Consider the following 24,721-nt stretch of genomic DNA (forward strand, 5'->3'; position numbering starts at 1 on the left):
CATGCAACGTCATCTTGGTTTTACCACCTTCACCGTTACCTTGCTGCTTACTGTGATGTTGCTGAGTATCTCGCTGCTGGTGGGCAAGCTGATGGTGTCTGACCGCCGTGTCAGCCTCAACGAAGTGCAGTATCGACAGGCGCTGGCCCTGGCCGAACTGGGTTTGTCCGACGGGGTCGGCCGCTTGGCGCAGGACGCAAGTTGGCGTAGCGCCAGCAGTGGCGTGTCGGTCACTGTGTCGGCCGGTACCTATACCCTGTTTGCGCTGGACGACACAGCCGTGACCGTGGGCGGGGCGAGCGTGACGCCGGTCAGGGTGCGTGCTCAGGCTACCCTGGTTGACAGTACTGCCAATGCCGATGTGGAGATCAAGACCATCAAGGTCAGCGTATTGGCTGGCACCCCGGCTGCCCCTCTGACGGTTGCCGGTGGTATGGCCGTTTCCGGCAACTTTACCGTGGTGGCCAATCCCAACGGGGGCGGGCCTGGCGTGCCGCTCTCCATCTGGACCAACGGTAATGTGGATCTGACCAATGGCTCCGGTCAGACCTGCCATCAGGGGGATTACAGCGGAGGGTGCAGTGCCTACATCAGCCAGAAGGGGGACAAGCAGTCGGACATCAAGGACAACGATACCGCCTTCCCAAGCGACCTGGTCTGGTATCTGTTCAACGAGAATGACGATGCAACAGGATGGGCCAATCTGGAGTCGCGGGCTGTGCAGATGCTGACCAATTGCGATTCGTTGTCGACCGCCTCCCGTGGACTCATCATCGTCGATGGGGACTGCAAGCCGGGCGGTTCGATCGGTTCGGTTGCCGCACCTGTGGTACTTATCGTGCGCAACGGGGATCTGATGGTCAACGGCAACGCCACCCTCTATGGGCTGGTGTTCGCCTACTCCTCCACACCCGCCACGACTACCAACGATATCAGCTTGAAGGGGGGCGCCATCGTCAATGGCGCAGTGGTTGCCAACTACCAACTGGGCAAGACCGCCAACGGGACCTTCGACGCCAAGTACGACCAAGCGGTGCTGAGCAATATCGAGAATGGAGCCGCATTTCAGATCATTAACCTAGTGCCCGGTAGCTGGCGGGACTGGTAGGAGCGAACATGAAACCGCACAAGGGATTCGGGCTGTTGGAGATCTTGATCACCCTGGTTCTGCTCGGGGTGGGGGTGGCCGGGTTGGTGGCCATGTCGCGCGGGATCCTCGGGGCCTCCCAGGACGGTCGGCGCTATGAGGTGGCGATGCGGCTGGCCGAGTCGAAACTCGATGATTTTCGTACCTTCAACGGCGTAGTGAGTGCCGTCTCTCCTCTCACGGCCTATAACAGCATTGCGGCGGGCACCAGTACGGTCACCCCCGCCGACGGCGGCGGGACCTATACCCTGAGCTGGACCGTCAACAACCAGTACTGGAATGGTACGGCCTGGCAGACCACGGCCCCGGCGGGATACCTGCAGTCCTACCCGGGTCGCAAGGTCGTCAACGTAACCGTCAGCTGGAGCGACAATGACGGGAATCCAGTCTCGTTGTTATTGGCCGGTGCAGTGTCGCCGGCAGAGTCACTGGCCCAGAACCAGTTGAATGGCGGGCTCGATACCAGTCGCGAGCCACCCCAGGTGGTCTATACCCCGGGGGTGGCGCCGGACGTCATCTCCATCCAAATCGATCAGGAAGGGCGCAAGCAGGAGACCAGCAAACCGCTGCCGACGGTGACCTCCAAGGATGGCACCGTCGGCAAGCTGGTGCAGTTCGAGACGGTCACCTACAAGCCCGACAACGGCGGCAACACCCAGCAGGTGCTGCAGGATCTGGCCTCGGTCTCCTGCTCTTGCAGTTACGGCTCGAGCGTCAATGCCTACCTGCCGGGCCAGGCGATCCTGACCGACAGCAATCTTCTCTACTGGAGCGTGGGCTCCCAGGTCACCAAGCAGACCGGCATCCTCAACAGCAGCGTCAAGGATCAACCCACCCTCTGCACCAGTTGCTGCAAGAACCACTTCGATGGCAGTGGCAGCAGCTTTGATCAGTTCTACTCCCCGCTGCACACCAACAGGCAGCGCTATAACAGCTCGCTCACCTCGGTCAACAGTGGCGACTATGTGGATGCCTGCCGCTTCGTCCGGCTCGATGGCTATTATCGCCCTCTGCCCGAGTGGAACCTGATCAAGGTGGTGGTGGCCAGCGCCGACTTCCTCGCCAAGACGGCCAATCAGACCAGCTACCAGAATTACATCAAGTACGTGGTCACCACCTACATCACCTGGCAGAAGAACACCCTCAACTGGACAGCGAACCCCACCGCCACGCCACCGACCATCACCGAGTTTGCCGACTGGTTGCCTGCCAACGCGGCGGCGGGGGGAGACACCACGACCAAGGTCACCATGAGCACGGGCACGGCCCAGCTGATCGCGCGCGGCATTTATGTGGATGTGCTCTCGCCCACCTATCTGGCCGCACTCGACCTGACCTCGCAGGATCTGCTGGCCAGAGTGCCATTCCAGGATATCAACCTGACCATGCTGGCCGAGTGGAGTCTGGTGCCCTTGAGTGGCCAGCTGACCGGCAGTGTCTCCGACTATGTAGGGGTGACCAACGAGACGGTCAAGACGGTGGTCGATCTCAACAACTACTACTTCGGCAGCTACAGTCGCGGCTACCTGTCGGCCAAGAAGAGCACCAAGGATGCCTCCAACGTGTTGCAGAGCGCGTCGATCAAGGTGACCGCCTATCAAGGCAACTCGGGGATCACCGCCTCGCTCATCTCGCCAGTGGATCAGAGTGAAGCCAAGAGCGCCAGCATGCCGGTGGCGATCGATACCAGTTCCCAGACGGTGCCGACCATCACTGTATCGGGACGGATCGAATGTCTGGAAAAAGGTAACGGTAACAATACGGATCCTGTTTCATGCAACAAGAACACCTTCAACGGGTTGAGCGTGACCACCACCACCACGGGGGCCACATGCCGCATCGACAAGCCCCAGGCCAACAACCAGCCGGCCACCTATGTCTGCACGGCGGCGCAAAACAGCAGCCTGGTGGTGAGTTTCTCCTACAGTGCCCAGGGCAACACCACCTATCTGCTGAAGCCGGCGTCGTTGAGCATCGCCATGACACCGCCCGCCAGCGGTCAGGTGATCACCGGGCCCTGTGGCCTGCTGGTGGACAACGGCGTGACCAACGCGAGCAGCCTGACTTGTACCCCCTGAGTCTTGGGCGCTGGCACAGCCAGCGCCTTTTCTTTATCATTCCCCATCATTTTCGAATTCAAGATGCATCGCCATGGCAAAAGCCCTCTCTCTGATGCTTGCCCAGTTGAATCTGACGGTAGGCGCCATCGAAGATAACTGTGACAAGGTGCTGGCGGCAGCCGCCGAAGCCGATCGGCAAGGCGCCGATCTGCTGGTCTGCTCCGAACTGGCCCTGACCGGCTACCCGCCGGAAGATCTGCTGCTGCGCGCCGATCTGATGATCCGGGTGGAGGCCGCGCTGACCCGCATCGCGGCATGGCAGGGGGCTTGCGCCATTCTGGTGGGTCACCCCTGGCGTGAAGGGGAGGCGCTCTACAACGCCGCCTCCCTCTATGAGCAGGGGCAGCTGGTCGCACGCTACTTCAAGCAGGATCTGCCCAACTACGGGGTCTTCGACGAGAAGCGCTACTTCACCGCGGCAACCGAGACCTGCGTGGTCCCCTTCCGTGGTCATCAGCTGGGCTTGCTCATCTGCGAAGATCTCTGGCAGCCGGGGCCGGCGCTGGCCGCCAAGGCCGCCGGAGCCGAGCTGCTGCTCACTATCAATGCCTCGCCCTACGATCAGGAAAAACCCTGGATCCGCCGTGAGCTGATGGCCGAGCGCTGCGATCAGACCGGTCTGCCGCTGGTCTACCTCAACCAGGTATGCGGTCAGGACGAGCTGATCTTCGACGGCTGCTCCAAGGTGTTCAACAGCCAGGGCGAGCTGACCCACAAGCTGGCCCCCTTTGCCGAAGAGCTGGCGCTGGTGCACTTTGCCGATGGTCAGCCGGTGAAGGAGCGGGAACCCGCCGCACCACTGGAACCCTTGGCCGAGACCTATCAGGCACTGGTACTGGCGGTGCGCGACTACGTCACCAAGAACGGCTTCCACGGCGCCGTGCTGGGCCTCTCCGGCGGCATCGACTCGGCGCTGACCTTGGCCATCGCGGCCGATGCCATCGGCGCCGACAAGGTGCAGGCGGTGATGATGCCATTCCGCTACACCGCCCAGATGAGCGTGGAAGATGCCAAGGAGCAGGCCGAACGGATGGGGGTGGAGTTCAACATCATTTCCATCGAGCCAATGTTCGAAGGCTTTATGGCCCAGCTGGCGCCGCTGTTTGAAGGGACCGCCCGCGACACCACCGAAGAGAACCTGCAGGCTCGCTGCCGTGGTGTGTTGTTGATGGCGCTCTCCAACAAGCGTCGTCGCATCGTGCTGACCACCGGCAACAAGAGCGAGATGGCGGTGGGCTATGCCACCCTGTACGGCGACATGGCCGGCGGTTTCGACGTGCTCAAGGACGTTCCCAAGACGCTGGTCTTCAAGCTGTGCGAATACCGCAATTCCGTCGATTATGTGATCCCGCAGCGGGTCATCGACCGTCCTCCTTCGGCAGAATTGGCACCGGACCAGGTGGATCAGGACAGCCTGCCCCCCTATGACATCCTGGATGCCATCCTCAAGCGCTATGTGGAAGAAGATGCCTCCGTGGCTGACATGGTGGCGGAAGGCTTCGAGGAGGCGGTGGTGCGCAAGGTGATCCGCCTCGTGGATCTCAACGAATACAAGCGCCGTCAGGCTGCGGTCGGGCCCCGCATCACGGCCCGCAACTTTGGTAAGGATCGCCGTTACCCCATCACGTCCGGGTTTGGCAAACAAAACTGGTAAGGAGTCACCATGAAGAAGATTGAAGCCATCATCAAACCGTTCAAGCTGGACGATGTGCGCGAGGCCCTGGCCGAGATCGGCATCAACGGCATGACGGTATCCGAGGTCAAGGGCTTCGGCCGCCAGAAGGGCCACACCGAGCTATATCGCGGCGCCGAGTACATGGTCGACTTCCTGCCCAAGGTGAAGGTGGAGCTGGTGGTGCAGGACGAGGATCTCGATGCCTGCCTGGAAGCGATCCAGAACACCGCCCGCACCGGCAAGATTGGTGACGGCAAGATCTTCGTCTGCGAGGTGGAGCGGGTCATCCGCATCCGTACCGGCGAAGAGAACGAAGACGCCATCTGACGGATGGCTGAGCCTTGTGATGAGCCAACGAATGGAGACTCGAGCCCGCTGATGTCCTGGATGCGCCTCGTTGCGGTGGCCGGCCTGCTGGCCGGTCTGACCGCCTGCAGTACCCGGCCGCCGGCCCAGCCGGAAAACCTGTGCCAGATCTTTCGTGAGAAGCCGGACTGGCACAAGGCGGCGCTCAAGATGAACGAGAAGTGGGGAACGCCTGTGCAGGTGGTGATGGCCATGATGTATCAGGAGTCCTCCTTCGTGCACGATGCCCAGCCGCCGATGCAGTATTTCCTCTTCATCCCGACCGGGCGGGCCAGCTCCGCCTACGGCTATGCCCAGGTCAAAGATGAAACCTGGGCCGACTATCAGCGGGAGACCGGCAACAGCTGGAGCGATCGCGATGACTTTGCCGACGCCATCGACTTCATGGGCTGGTACACTCACAAGGCCCAGCGGCTGAACGGCACCTCCAAGTGGGATGCGTATGGCCAGTATCTCAACTATCACGAAGGGTGGGGTGGCTATCGGCGTGGCAGCTACCGCAGCAAGGGATGGCTGATGAAGACATCCCGCAAGGTGGAGGCTCGCGCCCAGCGCTACGGCGCCCAGTATCGACAATGCAAGGATCAGCTCTCCAGCGGGGGCTGGTTCTGGTAACCAAATCAGGAGTCAGAAATGCCGTTATTGGACAGTTTTACCGTTGACCACACCCGCATGGCCGCGCCGGCGGTACGTGTGGCTAAGACCATGCAGACCCCGAACAAGGACACCATTACCGTGTTCGACCTGCGTTTCTGCGTGCCGAACCAGGAGATCCTCTCCGAGCGCGGCATCCACACCCTCGAGCACCTGTTTGCCGGCTTTATGCGTGACCATCTCAATGGGGATGGGGTTGAGATCATCGACATCTCCCCCATGGGTTGCCGCACCGGTTTCTACATGAGCCTGATCGGTGCACCGGACGAAGCCCGGGTTGGCGCTGCCTGGCAGGCAGCCATGAGCGACGTGCTGACCGTGCAGGAACAGGGCAAGATCCCCGAGCTGAACGAATATCAGTGCGGTACCTACAGCATGCACTCGCTGGAAGAGGCCCATGCCATCGCCCGCCACGTGCTGGAGCGCGGCATCGGCGTCAACCGCAATGACGAACTGGCCCTGCCGGAAGAGAAGCTGAAAAGCCTCTGAACCCGGGATGGCAAACATGAAAAAGGCCGGTCAATGACCGGCCTTTTTGCGTTTGGCGAGTTCAGGATGGCAGCGGCATCACCCGGTTGCGGCCCAGCTCCTTGGCCTTGTAGAGCAGCTTGTCGGTGCGCTCGACCAGGCTGTCGCCCGTCTCCTGACCATTGTATTCGCCAACGCCAAACGAGGCGGTGATGTGGTCGATGCGCCGGCCCGACTTGCGGTCCAGGATCGACATCTTCTCGATGGCCCGGCGCAGGCTCTCAGCCATCTGGCGGCTCAGCGCCAGGTTGCGCATGGGAAGCAGCAGGGCAAACTCCTCGCCGCCGAGGCGGTAGGCGGTGACGCCCTCCTTGCAGGTCTCCCGCAGTCGCTTGCTGAAGGCGCGCAGCACCTGATCTCCCAGCAGGTGGCCATATTCGTCGTTGAAACTCTTGAAGCGGTCGATATCGGCGAGGATCAGCGAGAAGGGCTGCTTGCTGCGCAGCAGGCTGTCTATCTCCAGATCGAAGGCGCGCCGGTTGAGCAGGCTGGTGAGGGCATCCTCGTTGGCCAGCTTGCGGGTCTCGTTGAGCGCCTCGCGCAGTTCCTTGATCTCCTTCTCGGCGCTGCTGAGCTGGTTGCGAAAGTGCATGGTCGACATGCGCACGTCCCGCGACTCGCGCACCAGATCTCGCAGGATCCCCATGGTGTCCTCCAGGCTCAGCCCCTCGTCATCGATGAGGCTCAGCCGGTCGAAACTTTTGTCGAGCATCTCCTGGAACATGCCGGTATCCGAGATGGCATCCTGCATGGTGTGGCCGAGCTCGTTGGCCATGGCGGCCAGGTTGAGCTTCATCGCCTCCATCTGCTGCTCATCCTGGGCGGCGAGGTGCTGGTGATAGAGGCGTTCGCAGGTGGTGAGAGAGCAGGTGCCCTGCAGCTTGATGGCCTGATCGATGGCCTGATTGAGCTCGGGCATGCTGGCCGCCACATAGTTATACCAAAGGGTGTAATTATCCGGCGTGGTGGGGATTTGATACTTGATCATCAGGGGAACCGCCTGCTTGAGATAGGCGGCGGATTGGGCGAACGAATCCTTGCTCATGAGTTCCATGTCTCATCATGACTGCAAACTGTGCATAGTATGACAGAGAGATTGGCCAAAAGGCAGTCGATGGATGCCATTCGCCCCCCCCTCCGATATAATGTCGCCGTTACCACCTACCCTAAGGCCTGCTTATGTCTCAAAAAGATCCTTTCCTCGAACGCGAGGCCGAAAAATACGAGAATCCGATCGCCAGTCGCGAGCTGATCCTCGACCTCATCAAGGGCCATGAAAAGCCCATGTCCCGTGAAGAGTTGGCCAAGGTCCTCAAGCTGACCGAAGAAGAGCCGCTGGAAGCCTTGCGTCGTCGTCTGCGCGCCATGGAGCGCGACGGTCAACTGGTCTTCACCCGCAACCAGTGTTACGCCCTGCCGGATCGCCTGAATCTGGTCAAAGGCTATGTGCTCGGCCACAAGGATGGCTTCGGTTTCCTGCGTCCCGAGGGTGGTGGCCCGGATCTGTTCCTGAACAACCGCGAGATGCAGCGCCTGATGCACGGCGACTACGCCCTGGTGCAGCCCACCGAGATCGACCGCAAGGGTCGCCAGGAGGCGCGTCTGGTGCGTTTGCTCAAGGCCCGCGAGGCGGACATCGTCGGTCGCTATTTCGTCGAGAACGGCGTCGGTTTCGTGGTACCCGACGACAGCCGTATCGGCCAGGATATCATCATCCCGGAAGGGGAGAACAAGGGGGCTCGCCAGAGCCAGGTGGTGGTCGTGCGCATCAACCAGCGCGCCACTGCCCGCTTCAACGCGGTCGGCACCGTGCTGGAAGTGCTGGGTGAAAACATGGCACCCGGCATGGAGATCGAGATTGCCCTGCGTACCCACGGCATCCCGCACACCTGGCCCGAGGAGGTGACCAAAGAGGTCGCAGGTCTAGGCGAACAGGTGCCGGAGAAGGCCAAAGAGGGTCGCATCGACCTGCGTGCCCTGCCGCTGGTCACCATCGATGGGGAAGATGCCCGCGACTTCGACGACGCCGTCTTCTGTGAAGCCAAGCGCGGCGGCGGCTGGCGCCTGTGGGTCGCCATTGCCGACGTCTCCGCTTACGTGAAACCGGGCACAGCCCTCGACACCGAGGCCTACCAGCGCGGCAACTCCGTCTACTTCCCCGAATTCGTGGTGCCCATGCTGCCGGAGGTGCTCTCCAACGGCCTCTGCTCGCTCAACCCGCAGGTTGACCGGCTCTGCATGGTGTGCGAGATGACCATCTCCGCCGCCGGCCGCATGTCCGGCTACAAGTTCTACGAAGCGGTGATGAACTCCCACGCCCGCATGACCTACACCAAGGTGGCGGCGATCCTGGATGGCGATCCCAAGCTGCGCCAGCAATACGAGCCGCTGGTGGGCCACATCGAGGAGCTCAACAACCTCTACAAGGCGCTCAAGCATGCCCGCCATCAGCGCGGTGCGGTGGAGTTCGAGAGCGAAGAGACCCGCTTCATCTTCAACGCCCAGCGCAAGATCGACCGCATCGTGCCGCTGGTGCGCAACGACGCCCACAAGATCATCGAAGAGTGCATGATCCAGGCGAACGTGGCTGCCGCCCGTTACATCGAGAAGAACGAGGCTGCAGCCCTGTTCCGGGTGCACGACCGCCCGGGCGAAGAGCGTCTGACCGGCTTCCGTGACTTCCTGGCCGAGCTGGGCCTGGAGCTCAAGGGGGGCCTCGAGCCTGAGCCGAAAGACTTTGCCGACCTGGCCGCCAAGTTTGAAGGGCGCCCGGATGCGGAGCTGCTCTCCACCATGTTGCTGCGCTCCATGCGTCAGGCCATCTATCAGGCCGACAACATCGGCCACTTCGGTCTGGCCTTGAAGTCTTACGCGCACTTCACCTCGCCGATCCGTCGCTATCCCGACCTCATCCTGCACCGGGCGATCAAGTATCAGACCGCCAAGGAGCAGCAGGGCAACCTGCGCCACAAGTGGACTCCGAGCGGTGGCTACCACTACCAGCTGGAAGAAGTGGATCCGATGGGCGAGCACTGCTCCATGACCGAGCGCCGCGCCGATGACGCCACCCGCGACGTGGCTGACTGGCTCAAGTGCGAGTACATGCTGGATCACGTGGGTGACGAGTTCGACGGTGTCATCGCCAGCGTCACCGGTTTCGGCTTCTTCGTGCGTCTGGCCGAGATCCACATCGACGGTCTGGTGCACGTCAGCACCCTCACCAACGACTACTACCAGTTCGACCCGTTGCATCAGCAGCTGATCGGCGAGAACTTCCGCCGCCGCTACCGTCTGGGTGACAAGGTGCGGGTCAAGGTGATGGGCGTGAACCTGGACGATCGCAAGATCGACTTCGTGATGGTGGAAGAGCCGCTCAAGGCAACCGGCAAGAACGCCAAAGAGATGGCGCGCAAGCAGGCCGAGATCAAGAAAGAGAAGGCCAAGAGCGCCGAGCGCCACGACAAACGCAAAGAGAAAGAGGGCAAGGACCACGGCAAATCCGCCAAGGGCGGCCGTGCCAAACCCAGCAACAGACGACCGAGCAAAAAAGCGCGCGATAAGGCCAAGGGGTAAGCCCTCGGCCTATGGCTTGGGTCTGGCGACCCGGGCTGAGATCGTAAGGGGCTGATGGCCCCCGGGTATCTTCGCCAGCGCCGATAGTCCTGGCGATGAAAAAAATCCGAACCCTGTTACCGGGGTTCGGATTTTTTATGGTCATCGAAGTGGGGGAGGGGCTGCCACTACTGTTTATGTACTCTTCCTGTGTAGCGTTTTCTCACCTCCGCCACGTTTTTTTATGCGGTGGTTTTGGCATAGGCAGCGGCCTTTAGCTCTAAGTATTTGGCGACCACCGCTACCAGCGGTATCCAATTCTTATTTGGCTGGCAATCTGAATACTTGTAGTGATCTCGGGTCTCTAACATTTTTAGGTCGGTATTGGCGAGCGCACTCAGACCACCGATGAAACCAATATACTGGTAACCCGCTTCCAGCAATGTAGGTGCTTTTGCTACGAGCGCTTGAATGGTTGGTTCACGGCCTGTTTCGGTTGCTGATGTGTTGGCTTCGCTGGTGCTCCGTTCAATGGCTGCCCGTATGGTGGACAGGGCATAGTGTTTATCTGTGCTCGGTGGCTCGGTTACCACTGGCTCTATGGTGTGTAGCATATCGGTCCATGTCATTCGACGATAGTTTGAAGGCCAATCACCAATGTTATCCAAGGGAAGGACGGTCAGTGCCAAGTAATGGAATTGGCACGTCCCATAAACAGTATTCGGCAGGGCGCGTCGAATTGCGATCTCTTGTTCCTGCAACTGTTCGGCAAGTGCGCTACTAGAGGGATGTGTAAAGAATTTTGCCTCTATCACTAGTGCGGTGTCACCGTGTCGAAAAAAGAGATCTGGCACAACAGCCCTTGCCTTTTGAGCTGATTCAATATCATCTGCCCAGCCAGGCTGGTTTGGTTTAACCACATCTCGAATCGGGTTCAGTTCGGCAACAGCCTCAGTGTCGCTTAATCGTTTCGATGCACACCAAGGTAGACCCAGTTGTTTAAAAAGGGCTCCTAAGCCAGCAAAATCATCTGCCATAAGCAAATGTGGTAACAACATTGTCGCGTATTGGCGTTCACTGCGGGCTGTATCCGAGAAGAAGTAAGGCATCTTGTGATCCTGTGACGGGATGAAGCGGGAGTTAGGGGGACAACATAGTGCCTATCCGCTTCAGGTGGTCAATCGTCGAGTTGTTGACTCCTACATGGCACTCAAAATGATGGCTATCTCTCTAGACTGCAGTGTCAGGGTGTTTTTCCATATTTTCGATCAGAGATATGGTTAATACCATCAGATGTGGGTACTTCTCCAAGAGCAAATGGATTGACACCTTCAAGGCAGCCGACGTTGTAGGCGAAAACGCTTGGATCGGAGCGACGCTGATGGTGGGTATATATGCCGCAGACTTTGCAGAAATAGTGTTTGGCCGTATGTGTATTGAATTGATACAGGGTAAGCAACTCTTCACCTTGAAGGATGCGCAGACTGGCGACAGGAACAGAAGAGCAAATGGCACCACGACGACGGCAGATAGAACAATTGCAACGCCTCGGGTTTTCGACTCCGTTCGGCAAGCTCAGTTCAATAACAACCCCGCCACAATGGCAAATTACTCTGTGGATCGGACTGATTTGAACGTTCCCGATAGCTTTGAAAGCTGCCATTTTTCAGTAAACCCCAATGCTTGGCTTAGGGACTGGACACATAGTGCGTTGACAGCCCATCTTGAGTCGTTTGTTAAATTGCAATAGCACGTAGCTTTGCTTGAGCACACACCGTGATTAAACTCTCTGTCGTGCGCTCTACTTCAAAATAACCACCAGACACTGAAAGTTGATGCACATTCAATGAATCTGAACCAAGTTTTTTAAACCAATAAGGAGCAAGCGAGCATTGTGCTGAGCCCGTTGCCAAATCTTCAGATATGCCAATTTTAGGGGCGAAGTATCTTAGAACATAACCACTCTTTCCATTTGCGGCTGTCACGATTAGAGCATGATAGCCATTGAGTTTCTTCAATCGTTCATCGTCTGGCTGGAAATTCATTACCCTCTCTACAGAGGGTAAAACCAAAACTAAATCTCGAGTAGAAAAAACGTCAATGGCATCGGCAGCTAAGTCAGATATCTCTACTGGAGCAGGACAAGGCTGGCCCTCCCAACTCGGCAGCAAAAGTGTATATAGGCTATTTCTTTTAGCAATAACCACTTCACCGTGTCTGCTACTGAAGACCACCTCATCCAGTGAGTACTTGGAAATAATAGCAGCGCCAGCTCCCAAACTACCGTGACCGCAAAGATTAATTTCACCATCCAATGCAAACCAGCGAATATGAAATTGTCCGTCAACTTTAGTAATGAAGGAAGTCACTGGCAGCCCAATGTCACGGGTGATTTGATGCAACTCGTTATCGGGAAACCAGTTTTTTAGCTCTAATACACCACAAGGATTGCCAAAGGCCGATTCACCGATAAACACATCATAAATATCAATTTTGATAATCCACCATCCTTGACTGAAACTTAATTAAAATTAGATGAAAGACGGTACTAACACATTGGTGCCGCCCTCCATCTAGCCCTGCTTCGCTCTGATATCAATAATTAGTAATATCATTAAAAAACCACTTATTAATATCTTGCCTCTGAAGCTGAATGTGTTCGCATGACTTCCGTATTTTTCTCGCGCATTACCGTTGTGAGGAAAAACCGTGGCGGTGTTTGCTATGGCATGTGGCGGTAAGGCTACCGCCCCTGAATTCCAGCCTCCAGTCTGCTGCTTTTTACCTGCGTGGTTTCGCTGGTCTGGCTCATGGGTAACTCCGACGAGAAGGTTGCCAAACGGCTATGGTAGCGAGTGCCGCCGGGGAGAAAAGAGGGGAGTAATGATTTCCTGAGCAGGATCAACAAATTAATTGGCATGGGGGGGCGTAGTGCGCCAATACGGTGAGTTTCAGGTAACAGCAAGTGCATCAGAGGGGCGGGGTATTGGCTCCCCCTGTGATCCGCCGAGGGGAGGGCGCAAGGTCAGGATCGCCCTCAGGATGATGGCGCAGCCGCAGCGTGGCATGGATGCCCCATCTGCGGCGGCCCGTCCGACCTTGTGCTTGACCCGAGGGAAACCGCGCAGCGGTCGAATTGGCGTGGGAAGGCCTTCTTGGGCCAGCAAGAAGTCACTCGCCGCAGCCCGCAGGGCGGGCGAAACCCCGCATAGTGGCAATCCCGCAGGGATTGGGATGCTTGGCATAGGCGAAGGCGTTTGGCTGAACTCCCTAGGGAGCGGAGTCTCTGGTATGATGCGCCATCATTTAGCGACCGGTGCCGACGCCAGCATCATGGTGGTCAGGCTGCCGGTAGGGCCATTTTTCTTTGGGGCGCACTGGGTGCGACCCGACACCACGGATCTTGAACATGAGCAGTGAACTGATTTACGGCATCCACGCCGTGGCCGCCCTTCTTGAGCGCGAGCCGGAGCGTTTCATCGAAGTGTGGGCCCTCAAGGGCCGCGATGACGACCGGCTGCAGCCCCTGCTGGCGGAGCTGGATGCGCTCGGCCTCAAGGTGCAGAGCGTGAACCGCAAGACGCTCGACGACAAAGCGGAGGGCAACAATCACCAGGGCATCATGGCCCGGCTGAAGGAGGCGCCCAAGCTGGCCGAGCACGATCTGGCCAGCCTGCTGGACAAGCTGGCCGAGCAAGAAACCGCCCCCTTCCTGCTGGTGCTGGACGGAGTGACCGATCCGCACAACCTGGGTGCCTGCCTGCGCAGCGCCGATGCGGCCGGGGTGCATGCGGTGATCGTGCCGCGCGACAAGGCCACCGGCCTGACCCCGATCGTGCGCAAGGTCGCCTGTGGCGCCGCCGAAGTGGTGCCGCTCATTCAGGTCACCAACCTGGCGCGCACCCTGCGCGAGCTGCAGGAGCGCAATGTCTGGATCGTCGGCACTGCTGGCGAGGCGGATCATGACCTCTATCAGGCGAAACTCACCGGCCCGATGGCGCTGGTAATGGGTGCCGAAGGCAAGGGGATGCGCCGCCTGACCCGCGAGCACTGCGACGAGCTGGTGAGCATCCCGATGGCGGGGGCGGTATCCAGCCTCAACGTCTCGGTGGCGACCGGCGTCTGCCTGTTTGAAGCCGTGCGCCAGCGTCGTGCCTGAGGCAAGCTGAATGGACAGACCCCCGTTTTGCCGGGATCGGGTCACGGATGAGCAGGAGGCCGCGCGCCTCCTCTCTTTTGCCCGGCCGCTGACTCTGAGCCCCCGTGCCTGCCTCTGGCATGCCGGCGATCGACCCGATCTGCTGGTGATGGTGGAGCAGGGGCTGTTGCGGGCCAAGGTGGTGCTGGCAGATGGCCGCGAGTACATCAAGGAGTTTTACTGGGAGGGTGACGAGTTTCTCGACTTTCACCACCTGCTCAGCGGCGAGCCGGCCCGCTACAGCGTGGAGGCGCTGGAGCCCTGTCGGCTCTTGCTGTTCAATCTGGCCGACCTGCGCACTCTCTCCTGCTGGCCCGCCTGGTATCAGCATCTGCTGGCGGTGCAGCTGCGCATCAAGGAGGAGAAGGAGCTGCTGCTCTTGACCGAGAGCCCGCAGGCCCGCTATCAGCACTTTTTGCGCAGTTTTCCCTCGCTGGAGGCCAGGGTGCCCGATCACCAGATCGCCGCCTATCTCGGCATCACCCCCATCAGCCTGAGCCGCATTCGCAAACGGCTGAAGGATCTTAACAAAGGTTAATGCCGGCCTGCGTGCGGCTGGCTATGCTGCCCTTCTCATCATGAGCAAGGAATCCCCATGAACTGGTCTCTCAAATCTTTCGAACAACTCGACGTCAACGAACTCTATGAACTGCTCACCCTGAGATCCCGGGTCTTCGTGGTGGAGCAGACCTGCGTCTTTCTCGATCTGGACGGTGTCGACAAGCGCCCCGACGTACTGCACCTGCTCGGCTGGCAGGATGGGGCACTGGTGGCCTATGCCAGGCTGATGGCGCCCGGGGTGGCCAAGAGTGAGCAGGTGGTGATCGGCCGGGTGGTGACCGCCCCCGAGGCGAGAGGCGATGGCCTGGGCCACCGGCTGATGCAGCAGGCGTTGCAGGAGTGTGCCCGGCTGTGGCCCGGGGTCAGCATCTATCTCGGGGCGCAGGCGCACCTGCAGGGCTTCTACGGCCGTCACGGCTTCACCGCCGTGGGGGAACCCTATCTGGAAGATGACATTCCCCACATCGGCATGAGCTCCTCTTAATGCCTTTTAGGCATAACAATGAAATTATTATGTCTTGAGGTAGTAAAGAAAACGGGTGCCTGGCGCCATGTTAGTGGGTACCCTCTGAGTGATTAATCGGCAACAGTTGATGGATAGGTTTTAAAAATGGTCTTTTACCCCATTAATACAGAACAAGATTCAGCGATTGAGCCGTTGAGCCATTTTATTTGCGTTCGTCACACGAGCGGTTGTCGCTGATGGAGTTGTTGCGCAAGCGGTTCGCACTGGACCTGCAAACCTTCGCCATCATCACCCTGGTGCTGGGCAATCTGGCCCAGGCCTTCTCCGACGTGCTGGTCAAGCTGATCGGCCCCGGCTTCAGCCCCTTCCAATACATGTTCCTGCGCCAGCTGCTGACCCTGCTGGTGCTGCTGCCCTTCATGCTGCGGGTGCCGCGCCCGGCCTGGGGGCTGGGTGCCTGGAAGTGGCACCTGCTGCGCGGCCACCTCTGCCTGCTCGGCGGCGGTGGCATGATGCTGGCTCTGACCCAGCTGCCGCTGGCCACGGCCAACGCCATCTTCTATGTCTCCCCGCTGCTGACGTTGCCACTGGCAGCCTGGCTGCTCAAGGAGAAGATCCACCCCAGAGTCTGGCTGCTGAGCGGCATGGGGCTGCTCGGGGTTGTGTTCGTGCTGCGGCCGGGGGATTTCCATCTGGCCGGGCTGGGCGCCCTGGTGACCGCTTTCACCCTGGCGCTGTTCAACATCACGGGACGCAAGTTGCCGGCAGGGATCTCGGTGGTGGCGACCCTGTTCTGGGCCAACCTGCTGGCCATGCCGCTGACCGCGGGTCTGGCGGTGGGTCAGTGGCAGCCGGTGGACTGGCGGCTGCTGGTGCTGATCGGCGGCAGCGGCGTCATGCAGCTGCTCTATCACGCCAGCTGCTTCTATTCCTATCGTCAGGTGGAGGCCAACCGCATCGCGGCGACCGAGTACTCGGGCCTGATGTTCGTGGTGCTGCTGGGGGTCTGGCTGTTTGGCGAGATCCCGGCGTGGAACCTCTGGGTCGGGGTGAGCTTCATCCTGCTGGCAATTCACTGGCAGCGCCGGTTGCGCTGAGGCCAGACCGGCAGCAGGCTGCCGGATGAGAAAAACAGGCATCTTATGAGGCCGCTCTCTGTCATGGCCGGGCAAACCGGGTATGCTGGGCGGCCTGTTGCTATCGGAACCCTGTCGTGACTCCAACCATCTTTGCCGCCATCCTGCTGGCTGCCTTGCTGCACGCGCTCTGGAATGCGCTGGCCAAGCGCCAGGCCGAGGGGCGTGTCAGCGTCCTGCAGGTCTCCCTCTGCTCTGGTCTGTTTGCCGCCCCCTTTCTCCCCTTGGTGGGCTGGCCGGTGGCGGCCGAATATCCCTGGCTGGCACTCTCCATCCTGCTGCACTGTGGCTACTGCCTGTTTCTCGGTCGGGCCTACCGGCTGGGTGAGTTCGGCCAGATTTACCCGCTGGCCCGGGGCAGTGCCCCGCTGGTGACCCTGCTGTTCGGTGCCCTGCTGCTGGGTGAAGTGCCGGGGATGGTGGCAGTGACAGGAGCCGTGGTGCTGGTGAGCGGCGTGCTGCTGATGGCGTGGCGCGGCGGCCTGCGGCTGGCACCGGCCGCGCTGCAGGCGGTGCTTGTCACGGCGCTGTTTACCGCCTCGTACACCCTGTCCGATGGGGCGGGGGCCCGCTCGGCCGGCGAGCCGATACGTTACACCCTCTGGCTGTTCGCCCTCACCGCGCTGATGATGCCGCTGCTGATGCGCTGGCAGAGTCGCACCGCCTGGCGCGAGCTGGGGCCTGCGGCGTGGCGCAGCGGCGCCATCGGGGGCGCCCTGTCGCTGTTGGCCTACGGGATCGTCATCTGGGCCATGACCAGGGCGCCCATCGGCTTGGTGGCGGCCCTGCGCGAGAGCAGCGTGCTGTTTGCGGTGCTGCTCTCCTGGGGTTGGCTGGGGGAGACGCTGGGGCGGGTCAGGTTGCTGGCCGCCCTGGTGATCCTGGGCGGGATCCTGCTGATCCGCCTCGGCTAGGGGCGTGCCCCCTCGGTGTTGACGGCCGCCCCCGACCTGGATGCCGGCGGCGGCAACATCAGGCTGGTTGCTGCAAGGCGGCAATGGCTTCCCGGGCGACCCGGTCGAGGGGCTCGCCGAGCCGGCTGACCCGATAGTCGAGGCGCTCTATCAGCTCGTTGCCAAAGCGCAGCTTGTCCAGCGCTGTGAGGGTGGCGCCGTCCAGTCTGTCCAGGCGATCCTCCCGTATCAGCAGCACGGCCCTGTCGACCCCGCCCAGCAGCCCTCCGGGTTCTTTCAACTCACGGATGGGATGGATGGCGTGCAGGAACTGGGGGCGCCACAGGGGCACTATGACCCAGCGTTGCTCGGCCACGGCTTGCTCAAAGGCGGCCAGACACTGCTCCTGTGTCCCGTTCAGGAAGCGGTAACCCGCCTGCTCGAGCCCGTACACCTGCATGATCTCCCGCGAGAAGCGGCTGATGCCAGCCCCCGGCCCGATCCCCTGGATCTGCGGGGTCATGCGCCGTCTCACCTCGGGGCGCAGCAGGTCGGCGACCTCGGCCACCTGATCGACGGGAACATACTCCGGGACGCCCCACAGGGCATAGGGCTGGTAGTGCAGCCCCAGCTCACGCACGGCCACCCGCTTCTCGACCTCGGCTTTGTAGATGCCGTGGCTGGCAGGCAGCCAGGCGGAGGCCAGCAGATCGATCTCGCCGCTGGCGAGTCGTTCAAAATTGGCCTCATGGGGGGCGTGGCTGCGGGTGACCCGGTAGCCCCGCTGCTCCAGAACGGCGGTCACCAGGGCCCCGGCCATGCGGTGGAATGAGAGATCCGTGATGCCGAGCCTGAGCTGGGTGCCAGCGCCCTGCTCTGAGGGGGAGCGGGGGCTTGCCAAGGCCCGCCCCGCCACTGCCAGGGTGCCCATGGCAATCGCGCTTTTGATGAAATGTCGTCTGTTACTCATCCCTATCTCCCCCGGTCGACGGGTTGTCGTGCTGGTCTATGTCCGTCTGGGTGAAGAGCAACTCGACCGGCACCCCGTTGTTATCCCTTAGAAAGAGCTGCAGCTCGTTGCGCTCCGGGATGACCCGGCTGACGAAGGGCACCTCCAGTCGCAGCAGGCGAGCCTGCGTCTCTACAGGATCCGAGGCACTCAGCGAGATGTGATCGATGCAGCCGCTGCCTTGCTCCGTCTCCCGTTTCCCCAGATAGTCGGTCAGTCCTTGGCCCTGGGTGTTGGCAACGATGTGCAGCAGGGGGCGCCCTCCTGCATAGAGCCAGCAACCCGGAAAAGGAAAGGGGGGCCGCCCCCCTTCCTGCAGGCCGATGGCATCGCGATAAAACGCTATGGTCTGCTCCAGCTGATCCGTGCGAAGCGTGACGTGGTCGATGGCATGTATGGTCATATGGCCTCCTGTCGGCTCGGAATGCGGGTGAAGGGGTCGTTGCCTAGCAGGCCAGGGCCTTTGGCCGGCCTCTTCGCTCCTGGGTCAGAATGAACAGCAGCCCCAGAGCCGGTACCAGCGCCGCGAAGAAGGGGAGGGCTGCCGGTCCCAGCTGACTGTCGACGACGGCGCCACCGATCACTCCGCCCAAGGCGTTGGCGATGTTGAATGCCGAGATGTTGGCGGTGGCCGCCAGCTCCGGGGCCTGCCGGCCATATTTCATCACCCGCATCTGCATGGCGGGCAGATTGGCGAAGGTGGCCACACCAAACAGGAAGGTGGCGATCAGGAAAGGCCATGTGTAGTGCTCCAGCACGCCGACCAGCAGCAGGGCCAGAATGGTCAGCAGTGGCCACACCAGCAGGGAGCGCCGCAGATTGCGGTCGGCGCTGTGCCCGCCGATGTTGTTGCCCAGCACCAGGCCCAGCCCGACGACCACCAGCACGCCTGTGATGGCGGAACGTTCGAAGCCCGCCACCTCTTCTGCCAGCGGCGCTATGTAGCCATAGAGGGTCATGAAGCCGGCCCAGCCCAGTACGGTAAAGAGCAGGCTGGCCAGCAGGTTCCAACTGCGGAAGGCGGCGAGCTGCTGGCTGATGGAGGCGGCGTTCTCCCTGGGTTGGCGCTCGATGACGAGGGCGATGGCCAGCATGGAGAGCAGACCCAGCCCGGCGACCACCAGGAAGGTGGTATGCCAGTCGAAGGCGTTGCCTATCCAGGCACCCGCCGGCACGCCCAGCACGTTGGCCAGGGTCAGGCCCGCAAACATCTGGCCGACGGCGCGGCCCGCCATCTTGTCGCTCACCATGCGGGTGGCGACCACGGCACCTATGCCATAGAAGGGGCCCTGGGTCAGGCCGGCCAGGATACGGCTCACGATCAGGGTGACGTAGTCGGTGCTGAAGGTCGCGATCAGGTTGGCGACCACAAACAGCACCATCAGTGCCAGCAGGACGCGACGTTTCTCGAAGCGGGCCAGCCAGAGGGTGAGCAGCGGGCCGCCAAAGACGATGGCCAGGGCATAGGCGGTGATGAGGTTGCCCGCCTGGCCCGTGGTGACCCCCAGCGATTCAGCCACCTGGGGCAGGATGCCGGCGATCAGGAACTCCGCGGTGCCGATGGCAAAGGCACTCAGGGTCAGGATCCAGATCCGGGCCGGGAGCGTGTTGGCCTCTTTCATGCTCATCTCCTCAGTTGATCAGGGCGCCGCCATCGATATCTATGGTGGCGCCGGTCATGAAGGGGTTGTCGATGGCCAGCAGATAGCCGGCGGCAAGATCTTCGGCGCGGCCGTACCGACCGGCCGGCAGGCTGGCGGCCGCCCGGCCCAGCATGGCCTCTCGCGCCTCGGGTGCCATGGCGGCGTAGGCCTCGGTATCGGTCAGCCCCGGACTGACCACGTTGACCCGGATGGGGGCCAGCTCACGGGCGAGCAGCCTGGCGGCGGCCTCGAGCGCGGCATTCATGGTGGTCTTGACCAGGGTGCCGGGCACTGTCTTGCGGGCCAGGAACCCTGTGGTCAGGGTGATGGTGCCGCCGGGGGCCATATACGGGGCAAGGCTGCGAATGACCGCCAGAGTGCCCCAGAACTTGGTGTCGAAGGCCGCCTTGGCCGCCGTGAGATCCAGCTCGAGCAGCGACCCACCAGGCGCCTGGGAACCGGCGGTGATGACCAGGTGATCCAGCTGGCCCAGATCGGTCAAGAGGTTATCGATGGAGGTCTGGTCCGTAATATCCAGGCCGCTCTTGCGGCTGGCGACGATGACCTGACCGGGGCGCTGGCGCAGGGCGTCGGCGACGGCGCGGCCGATACCTGTGTGGCCACCGATGACAAGGGACAGGGTGTGTTGATGAAATGCCATGGCAATGTTCCTCTCTGAGACGGCGGGGGATCCGCGCCTGTGTCTGCTGGAGAAGATAGATGTGACGGTGTATTTTGATAATTGCCGCAAAATCTAAAACATAATTCGGATTATCAATACAATCATGCTCGAGAACCTCAATCTGTTCCTGGTCATAGTGGAAAAAGGGGGGCTGGCCGCCGCGGGGCGTGAGCTGGGCTTCTCCCCGGCAACCGTCTCGGAGCGGCTGGCCTCCCTGGAGCGCTACTACGGCACGACCCTGCTCAGCAGAACCACTCGCTCCATCAGCCTCACCGAAGAGGGGCGCCTGTTGCTGGAGGAGGGGCGCCATCTGCTGGCCCAGGCCGAGGGGCTCAAGCGCCGTCTGCGCGATGGCGGGGACGAAATGAACGGGTTGCTGCGCATCAGCGCCCCTCATGATCTGGGGATCAGCCGGCTGGTGCCGCTGCTCGATCGCTTCATGGCGCAACACCCGGGGATCACGCTGGATCTCAACCTGACCGACGGCTATCTGGATCTGGTGGGGCAGGGGATCGATCTGGCCCTGCGCTACGGTGAGCTGGCCGACAGCACACTGCGCACCCTCTCGCTGGGGGAGAACCGCCGGATCGTCTGCGCCTCACCCGCCTACCTGGCGCGCAAGGGAGTGCCCCGCCATCCGGGGGAGCTTGCCGATCATGATTGCCTATTGATGCGTTTCGGAGAACATCCGGAGCGCTGGTGGTCTTTTCAGGTCGAGGGCGTGGTGAAGCGGGTGATGGTGCAGGGGCGGCGCATCAGTAACAACGGTTATCTGGTGCGCCAGTGGTGCCTGCAGGGGGAGGGGATCTGCCTCAAGTCCCGCTGGGATGTGGGGGAGGATCTGACCCGTGGCCGCCTGGTGGAGATCCTGCCCGAGTTCGCCGCCCCGGCGTCACGGCTGCAGATCGTCTACCCCTCCGGGCGGCATCAGCCGCGCCGGGTGCGCGCCCTGATCGACGCGCTGGTCGCCGAGTTCGGACGCCCTCAGGGGTAGACCCGGGTCATCATGACAAACCCCTCTGCATCGGCGGTGAGGACTGTCTCGATCCGTCCCAGCTCGGCCAGCGTGGCCACATGGGTGCCGCCGCAGGGAATGGTCACTTCCCGTCCTTCCAGCGGGCAGTGCCAGTAACGGGAGTCGATGATCGACTCGCCGGCCCGGCTGCGGCGGATCTCGCCTCCGGTTGCCAGCCAGTCGGCCAGCTGGCGATTGATGTGCGCTTCAATCTGCGCCAGATCCGCCAGCAGGGCCTCACTGTTGACCCCCTTCTTGCGCAGGCTCTTGCCGATCCGGTACTGCTCGCGCGAGCCATTGGGCTCGACCCGCGAGGTCTGGATGGCGAGGCGGTCGAAATCGGGCTGCTCCAGCGCATCCCGCTCGCTCACCTCCTTGCGCCAGTAAGGCATCAACGCCCGGTTGAGCGCCAGTGCCGCCAGGTGGCAGCCGCTGTGACCCAGGCTCAGGGCGTGGCGGGCCTCGGCATCCACTTGCAGTGTCACCTGACTGCCCACCGGTAGCGCACAGTGGCCAGCCAGCGGGTGCACCACCACGAAACGCCACCCTTCCGCGCCCCGCTTGACCGGGATCGCCTGGTCGACGAACAGCTCCCCATCCGGACTGATGGCCCCCATGCGGCAGGGGCCGACGGCCGCTTCGCCACCCTCCCAGCGCACTGTGCCCACGTCACCCGGCTGATCGGGCCAGAGGTGGCTCTGGGGATGAAAGGGGGTGAGGTCGGTGACCAGCAGGCTGGTATCGCCGCTCTGGCAGCAGATGACGCTGGCCTGCTCCTGGTGGTGGCCCAGCACGAAGCTGGCTCGGGTATGTGACATGGATAGCTCCCGCAGATCGAAGAGGAAGAGAGCCGCCAGCATACGTCAAAGCGCAGACCGGCTCATTAACCTCGGTTAATGAGCCGGTCTGGAGGCGGATGATGAGCGCTAGATCATGGCGACCAGCAGGTAGGCGTTGAGCCCGATCACCAGGGCGACGATGAGGCGGCCGAGCGCCTGGGTCACCGGGTGGTTGCGATACTCCCCCATCAGGGCGCGATCGCCGGTCAATATCAGCAGTGGGATGAGCGCCAGCGCGATGCCGAAGCTCAGCACCACCTGGCTCAACACCAGAATCTCGGTGGTGTTGAGGCCCATGGCGATCACCACGAAGGCAGGGGCCATGGTGATGGCGCGACGCAGCCAGAGCGGGATGGTGAAGCGCACGAAGCCCTGCATCACCACTTGGCCGGCCAGCGTGCCCACCACGGTGGAGCTGATGCCTGAGGCGACCAGCGAGAGGCCGAACAGGGTGGCAGCCGCCTGGCCCAGCAACGGGGTCAGGGTCTGGTAGGCCGACTCCAGTTCGGCCACCTGCTGGTTGCCGGAGCTGTGGAAGGCGGCCGCGGCCATGGCCATCATGGCCAGGTTGACGAAGCCGGCGATGGTCATGGCGATGGCCACGTCGACCCGGGTGGTGTGCAGCCGCTGGGGGACCGAGCCCTGATCCTGGGTGTGTTGGGTCAGTGCCGAATGCAGGTAGATAACGTGAGGCATCACGGTGGCGCCGAGCACCCCGGCCGCCAGATAGACGGCGTCGCTGTTGGGCAGGCCGGGGAAGAGGGCGCCCTCCAGCAGGCTCGGCAGATGAGGGCGGGAGAACACCAGCTCGACGATGTAGGCCGCTGCCACGAACAGCAGCAGGCCGCCTACCACGAACTCCAGCGGTTTCTGGCCGCGGGACTGCAGCATCAGAATGCCCCAGGTGACCACGGCGGTGATGCCGGCCCCTTCCAGCAGGGTGACGCCGAGCAGCAGCTTGAAGCCGACCGCGGCCCCGATGAATTCGGCCAGATCGGTGGCCATGGCGATGATCTCCGCCTGCACCCAGTAGGCCCAGACCGCCGGCTTGGGCAGTCGGTCGCGAATGTGTTCCGCCAAGTTCTTGCCGGTGACGATGCCGAGCTTGGCCGAGAGAGTCTGCACCAGCATGGCCATCAGGTTGGCCCACACCACCACCCACAGCAACTGGTAGCCAAAGGTGGAGCCGGCCTGAATGTTGGTGGCGAAGTTGCCCGGATCTATGTAGCCGATGGCGGCGATAAAGGCCGGCCCGAGCAGGGTCAGCTTGAATTTGCGGGCCGGGATGGCCGTGGTCAGCGCGGGTTGCATGGTATCAGCCTCCATAAGTGCATGGAGATAGAATAGATTTAAATGATAATTATTATCAATTGAAGTTTTGTATTGTTCCCATAGATAAAAACATCGGCGGTGGCTGGTTGCAGTGAGGGATGGGATTTCGTACAATACGCCGCCCTAGAAAAGCAGCGTCTAAACACCATTATGTTCCTTGCCTCCGAGGTCTGGCTGCACCTGGGCGGAGGCTGAATTAATCCGTAAGGAGCTAAAATGCGTCATTACGAAATCGTCTTCATGGTTCATCCGGACCAGAGCGAGCAAGTACCTGGCATGATCGAGCGTTACACCGGCGCCATCACCACCTCCGGTGGTACCATTCATCGCCTGGAAGATTGGGGCCGTCGTCAGCTGGCTTACCCGATCGACAAACTGCACAAAGCCCACTACGTTCTGATGAACGTAGAAGCAGAGCAAGCCGTTATCGATGAGCTGGAAACCAACTTCCGCTTCAACGATGCCGTTATCCGCAACATGATCATGCGCACCAAGCACGCCGTGACTGAAGTTTCTCCGATGGCCAAGGCCAAGGAAGAGCGCTTCACCCGTCGTGACGACGAGCGCCGCGAAGAAGCTACTGAAGCTGCTTCCGAAGAGTAATTCTGGATCACTGACTAGAGGATAAAGGCCATGGCACGTTATTTCCGTCGTCGTAAGTTCTGCCGCTTCACCGCCGAGAACGTTACCGAGATCGACTACAAAGATATCGTTACTCTGAAAAACTACATCACTGAATCTGGCAAGATCGTACCGAGCCGTATCACCGGTACCCGCGCCAAGTATCAGCGTCAGCTGGCACGCGCCATCAAGCGTGCTCGTTACCTGGCTCTGCTGCCGTACACCGATCTGCACAACAAGTAAGAATCGGTCCGGCACTTAAGCCTAACTCAACGAAATTTATA

General features: G+C 61.2%; 25 protein-coding genes. 15 read left to right on the forward strand and 10 right to left on the reverse strand.

Annotated features, from left to right (window positions below):
- The first annotated feature begins 1 nt into the window (after nt 1).
- From I6L33_RS07690 to luxS, 6 genes are all read left to right on the forward strand, one after another.
- Nucleotides 2-1,108: a hypothetical protein gene (locus tag I6L33_RS07690; protein ID WP_005308842.1), complete on the forward strand. Its 1,107-nt coding sequence runs from the start codon at nt 2-4 to the stop codon at nt 1,106-1,108.
- Nucleotides 1,109-1,116: 8 nt separating this feature from the next.
- Nucleotides 1,117-3,225: a prepilin-type N-terminal cleavage/methylation domain-containing protein gene (locus I6L33_RS07695; RefSeq protein WP_216973836.1), complete on the forward strand. Its 2,109-nt coding sequence runs from the start codon at nt 1,117-1,119 to the stop codon at nt 3,223-3,225.
- Between the two features lie 73 nt (nt 3,226-3,298).
- Nucleotides 3,299-4,921, forward strand: coding sequence for an NAD+ synthase (locus tag I6L33_RS07700; RefSeq protein WP_017787513.1), 1,623 nt, complete (start codon nt 3,299-3,301; stop codon nt 4,919-4,921).
- A 9-nt stretch (nt 4,922-4,930) separates the two neighbouring features.
- On the forward strand, nt 4,931-5,269 hold the full coding sequence (glnB, locus tag I6L33_RS07705; RefSeq protein ID WP_005308848.1) for a nitrogen regulatory protein P-II: 339 nt from the start codon (nt 4,931-4,933) through the stop codon (nt 5,267-5,269).
- Between the two features lie 60 nt (nt 5,270-5,329).
- A complete protein-coding gene (locus tag I6L33_RS07710) occupies nt 5,330-5,923 on the forward strand; it encodes a transglycosylase SLT domain-containing protein (protein ID WP_272943021.1) in 594 nt (197 codons plus the stop codon).
- An 18-nt stretch (nt 5,924-5,941) separates the two neighbouring features.
- On the forward strand, nt 5,942-6,451 hold the full coding sequence (gene luxS, locus I6L33_RS07715; RefSeq protein ID WP_005308851.1) for an S-ribosylhomocysteine lyase: 510 nt from the start codon (nt 5,942-5,944) through the stop codon (nt 6,449-6,451).
- A gap of 61 nt (nt 6,452-6,512) precedes the next feature.
- On the opposite strand, the gene I6L33_RS07720 is transcribed toward luxS, so the two are convergent.
- Nucleotides 6,513-7,535, reverse strand: coding sequence for a GGDEF domain-containing protein (locus I6L33_RS07720; protein ID WP_024942009.1), 1,023 nt, complete (start codon nt 7,533-7,535; stop codon nt 6,513-6,515).
- A gap of 134 nt (nt 7,536-7,669) precedes the next feature.
- Here I6L33_RS07720 and rnr point away from each other — a divergent pair, with 134 nt between their 5' ends.
- Nucleotides 7,670-10,063 (forward strand): ribonuclease R, encoded by a 2,394-nt coding sequence (gene rnr, locus I6L33_RS07725; protein ID WP_216973837.1) that lies wholly within the window; start codon nt 7,670-7,672, stop codon nt 10,061-10,063.
- 221 nt (nt 10,064-10,284) lie between these two features.
- Here the strand turns inward: rnr and I6L33_RS07730 are convergent, their stop codons facing one another.
- The 3 genes from I6L33_RS07730 to I6L33_RS07740 form a co-directional block, all read right to left on the reverse strand.
- Nucleotides 10,285-11,151 (reverse strand): hypothetical protein, encoded by an 867-nt coding sequence (locus I6L33_RS07730; protein WP_005308857.1) that lies wholly within the window; start codon nt 11,149-11,151, stop codon nt 10,285-10,287.
- 134 nt (nt 11,152-11,285) lie between these two features.
- Entirely contained in the window at nt 11,286-11,705 is a 420-nt protein-coding gene (locus tag I6L33_RS07735; RefSeq protein WP_216973838.1) for a GFA family protein, read from the reverse strand.
- Nucleotides 11,706-11,778: 73 nt separating this feature from the next.
- Nucleotides 11,779-12,519 carry a PhzF family phenazine biosynthesis protein gene (locus I6L33_RS07740; protein ID WP_216973839.1) on the reverse strand — a complete coding sequence of 247 codons (741 nt, stop codon included), beginning with the start codon at nt 12,517-12,519 and terminating at the stop codon, nt 11,779-11,781.
- Between the two features lie 932 nt (nt 12,520-13,451).
- Here I6L33_RS07740 and rlmB point away from each other — a divergent pair.
- The 5 genes from rlmB to I6L33_RS07765 all read left to right on the forward strand — a co-directional run bounded on the left by rlmB (nt 13,452) and on the right by I6L33_RS07765 (nt 17,317).
- Nucleotides 13,452-14,201, forward strand: coding sequence for a 23S rRNA (guanosine(2251)-2'-O)-methyltransferase RlmB (gene rlmB / locus I6L33_RS07745; RefSeq protein WP_216973840.1), 750 nt, complete (start codon nt 13,452-13,454; stop codon nt 14,199-14,201).
- 10 nt (nt 14,202-14,211) lie between these two features.
- On the forward strand, nt 14,212-14,778 hold the full coding sequence (locus I6L33_RS07750) for a Crp/Fnr family transcriptional regulator (RefSeq protein WP_216973841.1): 567 nt from the start codon (nt 14,212-14,214) through the stop codon (nt 14,776-14,778).
- A gap of 57 nt (nt 14,779-14,835) precedes the next feature.
- Nucleotides 14,836-15,285, forward strand: a complete 450-nt coding sequence (locus tag I6L33_RS07755) for a GNAT family N-acetyltransferase (protein ID WP_005308863.1) — start codon at nt 14,836-14,838, stop codon at nt 15,283-15,285.
- A gap of 218 nt (nt 15,286-15,503) precedes the next feature.
- On the forward strand, nt 15,504-16,364 hold the full coding sequence (locus I6L33_RS07760; RefSeq protein WP_213344047.1) for a DMT family transporter: 861 nt from the start codon (nt 15,504-15,506) through the stop codon (nt 16,362-16,364).
- Between the two features lie 116 nt (nt 16,365-16,480).
- A complete protein-coding gene (locus I6L33_RS07765) occupies nt 16,481-17,317 on the forward strand; it encodes a DMT family transporter (protein ID WP_216973842.1) in 837 nt (278 codons plus the stop codon).
- 58 nt (nt 17,318-17,375) lie between these two features.
- Here the strand turns inward: I6L33_RS07765 and I6L33_RS07770 are convergent, their stop codons facing one another.
- Genes I6L33_RS07770 through I6L33_RS07785 form a run of 4 tightly spaced genes read right to left on the reverse strand, consistent with a single transcriptional unit; the run spans nt 17,376 to nt 20,609 of the window.
- Entirely contained in the window at nt 17,376-18,227 is an 852-nt protein-coding gene (locus tag I6L33_RS07770) for a glycine betaine ABC transporter substrate-binding protein (RefSeq protein ID WP_216974111.1), read from the reverse strand.
- 31 nt (nt 18,228-18,258) lie between these two features.
- Complete coding sequence (locus tag I6L33_RS07775; protein WP_206866395.1) at nt 18,259-18,708, reverse strand: VOC family protein; 450 nt, start codon at nt 18,706-18,708, stop codon at nt 18,259-18,261.
- A gap of 43 nt (nt 18,709-18,751) precedes the next feature.
- A complete protein-coding gene (locus tag I6L33_RS07780) occupies nt 18,752-19,927 on the reverse strand; it encodes an MFS transporter (RefSeq protein ID WP_216973843.1) in 1,176 nt (391 codons plus the stop codon).
- Between the two features lie 10 nt (nt 19,928-19,937).
- Nucleotides 19,938-20,609, reverse strand: coding sequence for an SDR family oxidoreductase (locus tag I6L33_RS07785; protein WP_017764020.1), 672 nt, complete (start codon nt 20,607-20,609; stop codon nt 19,938-19,940).
- A gap of 124 nt (nt 20,610-20,733) precedes the next feature.
- Between I6L33_RS07785 and I6L33_RS07790 the strand changes: the two genes are divergently transcribed.
- Nucleotides 20,734-21,624 carry a LysR family transcriptional regulator gene (locus I6L33_RS07790; RefSeq protein ID WP_211049657.1) on the forward strand — a complete coding sequence of 297 codons (891 nt, stop codon included), beginning with the start codon at nt 20,734-20,736 and terminating at the stop codon, nt 21,622-21,624.
- On the opposite strand, the gene I6L33_RS07795 is transcribed toward I6L33_RS07790, so the two are convergent.
- Together I6L33_RS07795 and I6L33_RS07800 are read right to left on the reverse strand one after the other, a co-directional pair.
- Nucleotides 21,615-22,505, reverse strand: coding sequence for a hypothetical protein (locus I6L33_RS07795; protein ID WP_211049660.1), 891 nt, complete (start codon nt 22,503-22,505; stop codon nt 21,615-21,617). The genes I6L33_RS07790 and I6L33_RS07795 overlap by 10 nt on opposite strands.
- Nucleotides 22,506-22,571: 66 nt before the next feature.
- Nucleotides 22,572-23,795: an Nramp family divalent metal transporter gene (locus tag I6L33_RS07800; RefSeq protein WP_005308882.1), complete on the reverse strand. Its 1,224-nt coding sequence runs from the start codon at nt 23,793-23,795 to the stop codon at nt 22,572-22,574.
- 237 nt (nt 23,796-24,032) lie between these two features.
- Between I6L33_RS07800 and rpsF the strand changes: the two genes are divergently transcribed.
- Both rpsF and rpsR read left to right on the forward strand, forming a co-directional pair.
- The gene (rpsF, locus tag I6L33_RS07805; protein WP_005308887.1) at nt 24,033-24,419 is read left to right on the forward strand and encodes a 30S ribosomal protein S6; all 387 of its coding nucleotides are present in this window, start codon (nt 24,033-24,035) and stop codon (nt 24,417-24,419) included.
- A gap of 30 nt (nt 24,420-24,449) precedes the next feature.
- Nucleotides 24,450-24,680: a 30S ribosomal protein S18 gene (gene rpsR / locus I6L33_RS07810; protein ID WP_005308890.1), complete on the forward strand. Its 231-nt coding sequence runs from the start codon at nt 24,450-24,452 to the stop codon at nt 24,678-24,680.
- Nucleotides 24,681-24,721 lie beyond the last annotated feature (41 nt).

The sequence above is a fragment of the Aeromonas sp. FDAARGOS 1403 genome, assembly GCF_019047325.1.
GTDB classification, from domain to species: domain Bacteria; phylum Pseudomonadota; class Gammaproteobacteria; order Enterobacterales; family Aeromonadaceae; genus Aeromonas; species Aeromonas dhakensis.

What these genes read in the sequence shown, in the direction of transcription:
- I6L33_RS07750 (WP_216973841.1), top strand. Translation starts at nt 14,212, where the DNA reads ATGGACAGACCCCCGTTTTGCCGGGATCGGGTCACGGATGAGCAGGAG.
- I6L33_RS07690 (WP_005308842.1), top strand. Translation starts at nt 2, where the DNA reads ATGCAACGTCATCTTGGTTTTACCACCTTCACCGTTACCTTGCTGCTT.
- I6L33_RS07710 (WP_272943021.1), top strand. Translation starts at nt 5,330, where the DNA reads ATGCGCCTCGTTGCGGTGGCCGGCCTGCTGGCCGGTCTGACCGCCTGC.
- I6L33_RS07735 (WP_216973838.1), bottom strand. Translation starts at nt 11,705, where the DNA reads ATGGCAGCTTTCAAAGCTATCGGGAACGTTCAAATCAGTCCGATCCAC.
- I6L33_RS07700 (WP_017787513.1), top strand. Translation starts at nt 3,299, where the DNA reads ATGGCAAAAGCCCTCTCTCTGATGCTTGCCCAGTTGAATCTGACGGTA.
- I6L33_RS07775 (WP_206866395.1), bottom strand. Translation starts at nt 18,708, where the DNA reads ATGACCATACATGCCATCGACCACGTCACGCTTCGCACGGATCAGCTG.
- I6L33_RS07755 (WP_005308863.1), top strand. Translation starts at nt 14,836, where the DNA reads ATGAACTGGTCTCTCAAATCTTTCGAACAACTCGACGTCAACGAACTC.
- I6L33_RS07720 (WP_024942009.1), bottom strand. Translation starts at nt 7,535, where the DNA reads ATGAGCAAGGATTCGTTCGCCCAATCCGCCGCCTATCTCAAGCAGGCG.
- I6L33_RS07790 (WP_211049657.1), top strand. Translation starts at nt 20,734, where the DNA reads ATGCTCGAGAACCTCAATCTGTTCCTGGTCATAGTGGAAAAAGGGGGG.
- rlmB (WP_216973840.1), top strand. Translation starts at nt 13,452, where the DNA reads ATGAGCAGTGAACTGATTTACGGCATCCACGCCGTGGCCGCCCTTCTT.
- I6L33_RS07770 (WP_216974111.1), bottom strand. Translation starts at nt 18,227, where the DNA reads ATGGGCACCCTGGCAGTGGCGGGGCGGGCCTTGGCAAGCCCCCGCTCC.
- luxS (WP_005308851.1), top strand. Translation starts at nt 5,942, where the DNA reads ATGCCGTTATTGGACAGTTTTACCGTTGACCACACCCGCATGGCCGCG.
- I6L33_RS07795 (WP_211049660.1), bottom strand. Translation starts at nt 22,505, where the DNA reads ATGCTGGCGGCTCTCTTCCTCTTCGATCTGCGGGAGCTATCCATGTCA.
- I6L33_RS07695 (WP_216973836.1), top strand. Translation starts at nt 1,117, where the DNA reads ATGAAACCGCACAAGGGATTCGGGCTGTTGGAGATCTTGATCACCCTG.
- I6L33_RS07730 (WP_005308857.1), bottom strand. Translation starts at nt 11,151, where the DNA reads ATGCCTTACTTCTTCTCGGATACAGCCCGCAGTGAACGCCAATACGCG.
- I6L33_RS07785 (WP_017764020.1), bottom strand. Translation starts at nt 20,609, where the DNA reads ATGGCATTTCATCAACACACCCTGTCCCTTGTCATCGGTGGCCACACA.
- rpsF (WP_005308887.1), top strand. Translation starts at nt 24,033, where the DNA reads ATGCGTCATTACGAAATCGTCTTCATGGTTCATCCGGACCAGAGCGAG.
- I6L33_RS07800 (WP_005308882.1), bottom strand. Translation starts at nt 23,795, where the DNA reads ATGCAACCCGCGCTGACCACGGCCATCCCGGCCCGCAAATTCAAGCTG.
- I6L33_RS07780 (WP_216973843.1), bottom strand. Translation starts at nt 19,927, where the DNA reads ATGAAAGAGGCCAACACGCTCCCGGCCCGGATCTGGATCCTGACCCTG.
- rnr (WP_216973837.1), top strand. Translation starts at nt 7,670, where the DNA reads ATGTCTCAAAAAGATCCTTTCCTCGAACGCGAGGCCGAAAAATACGAG.
- rpsR (WP_005308890.1), top strand. Translation starts at nt 24,450, where the DNA reads ATGGCACGTTATTTCCGTCGTCGTAAGTTCTGCCGCTTCACCGCCGAG.
- I6L33_RS07760 (WP_213344047.1), top strand. Translation starts at nt 15,504, where the DNA reads ATGGAGTTGTTGCGCAAGCGGTTCGCACTGGACCTGCAAACCTTCGCC.
- glnB (WP_005308848.1), top strand. Translation starts at nt 4,931, where the DNA reads ATGAAGAAGATTGAAGCCATCATCAAACCGTTCAAGCTGGACGATGTG.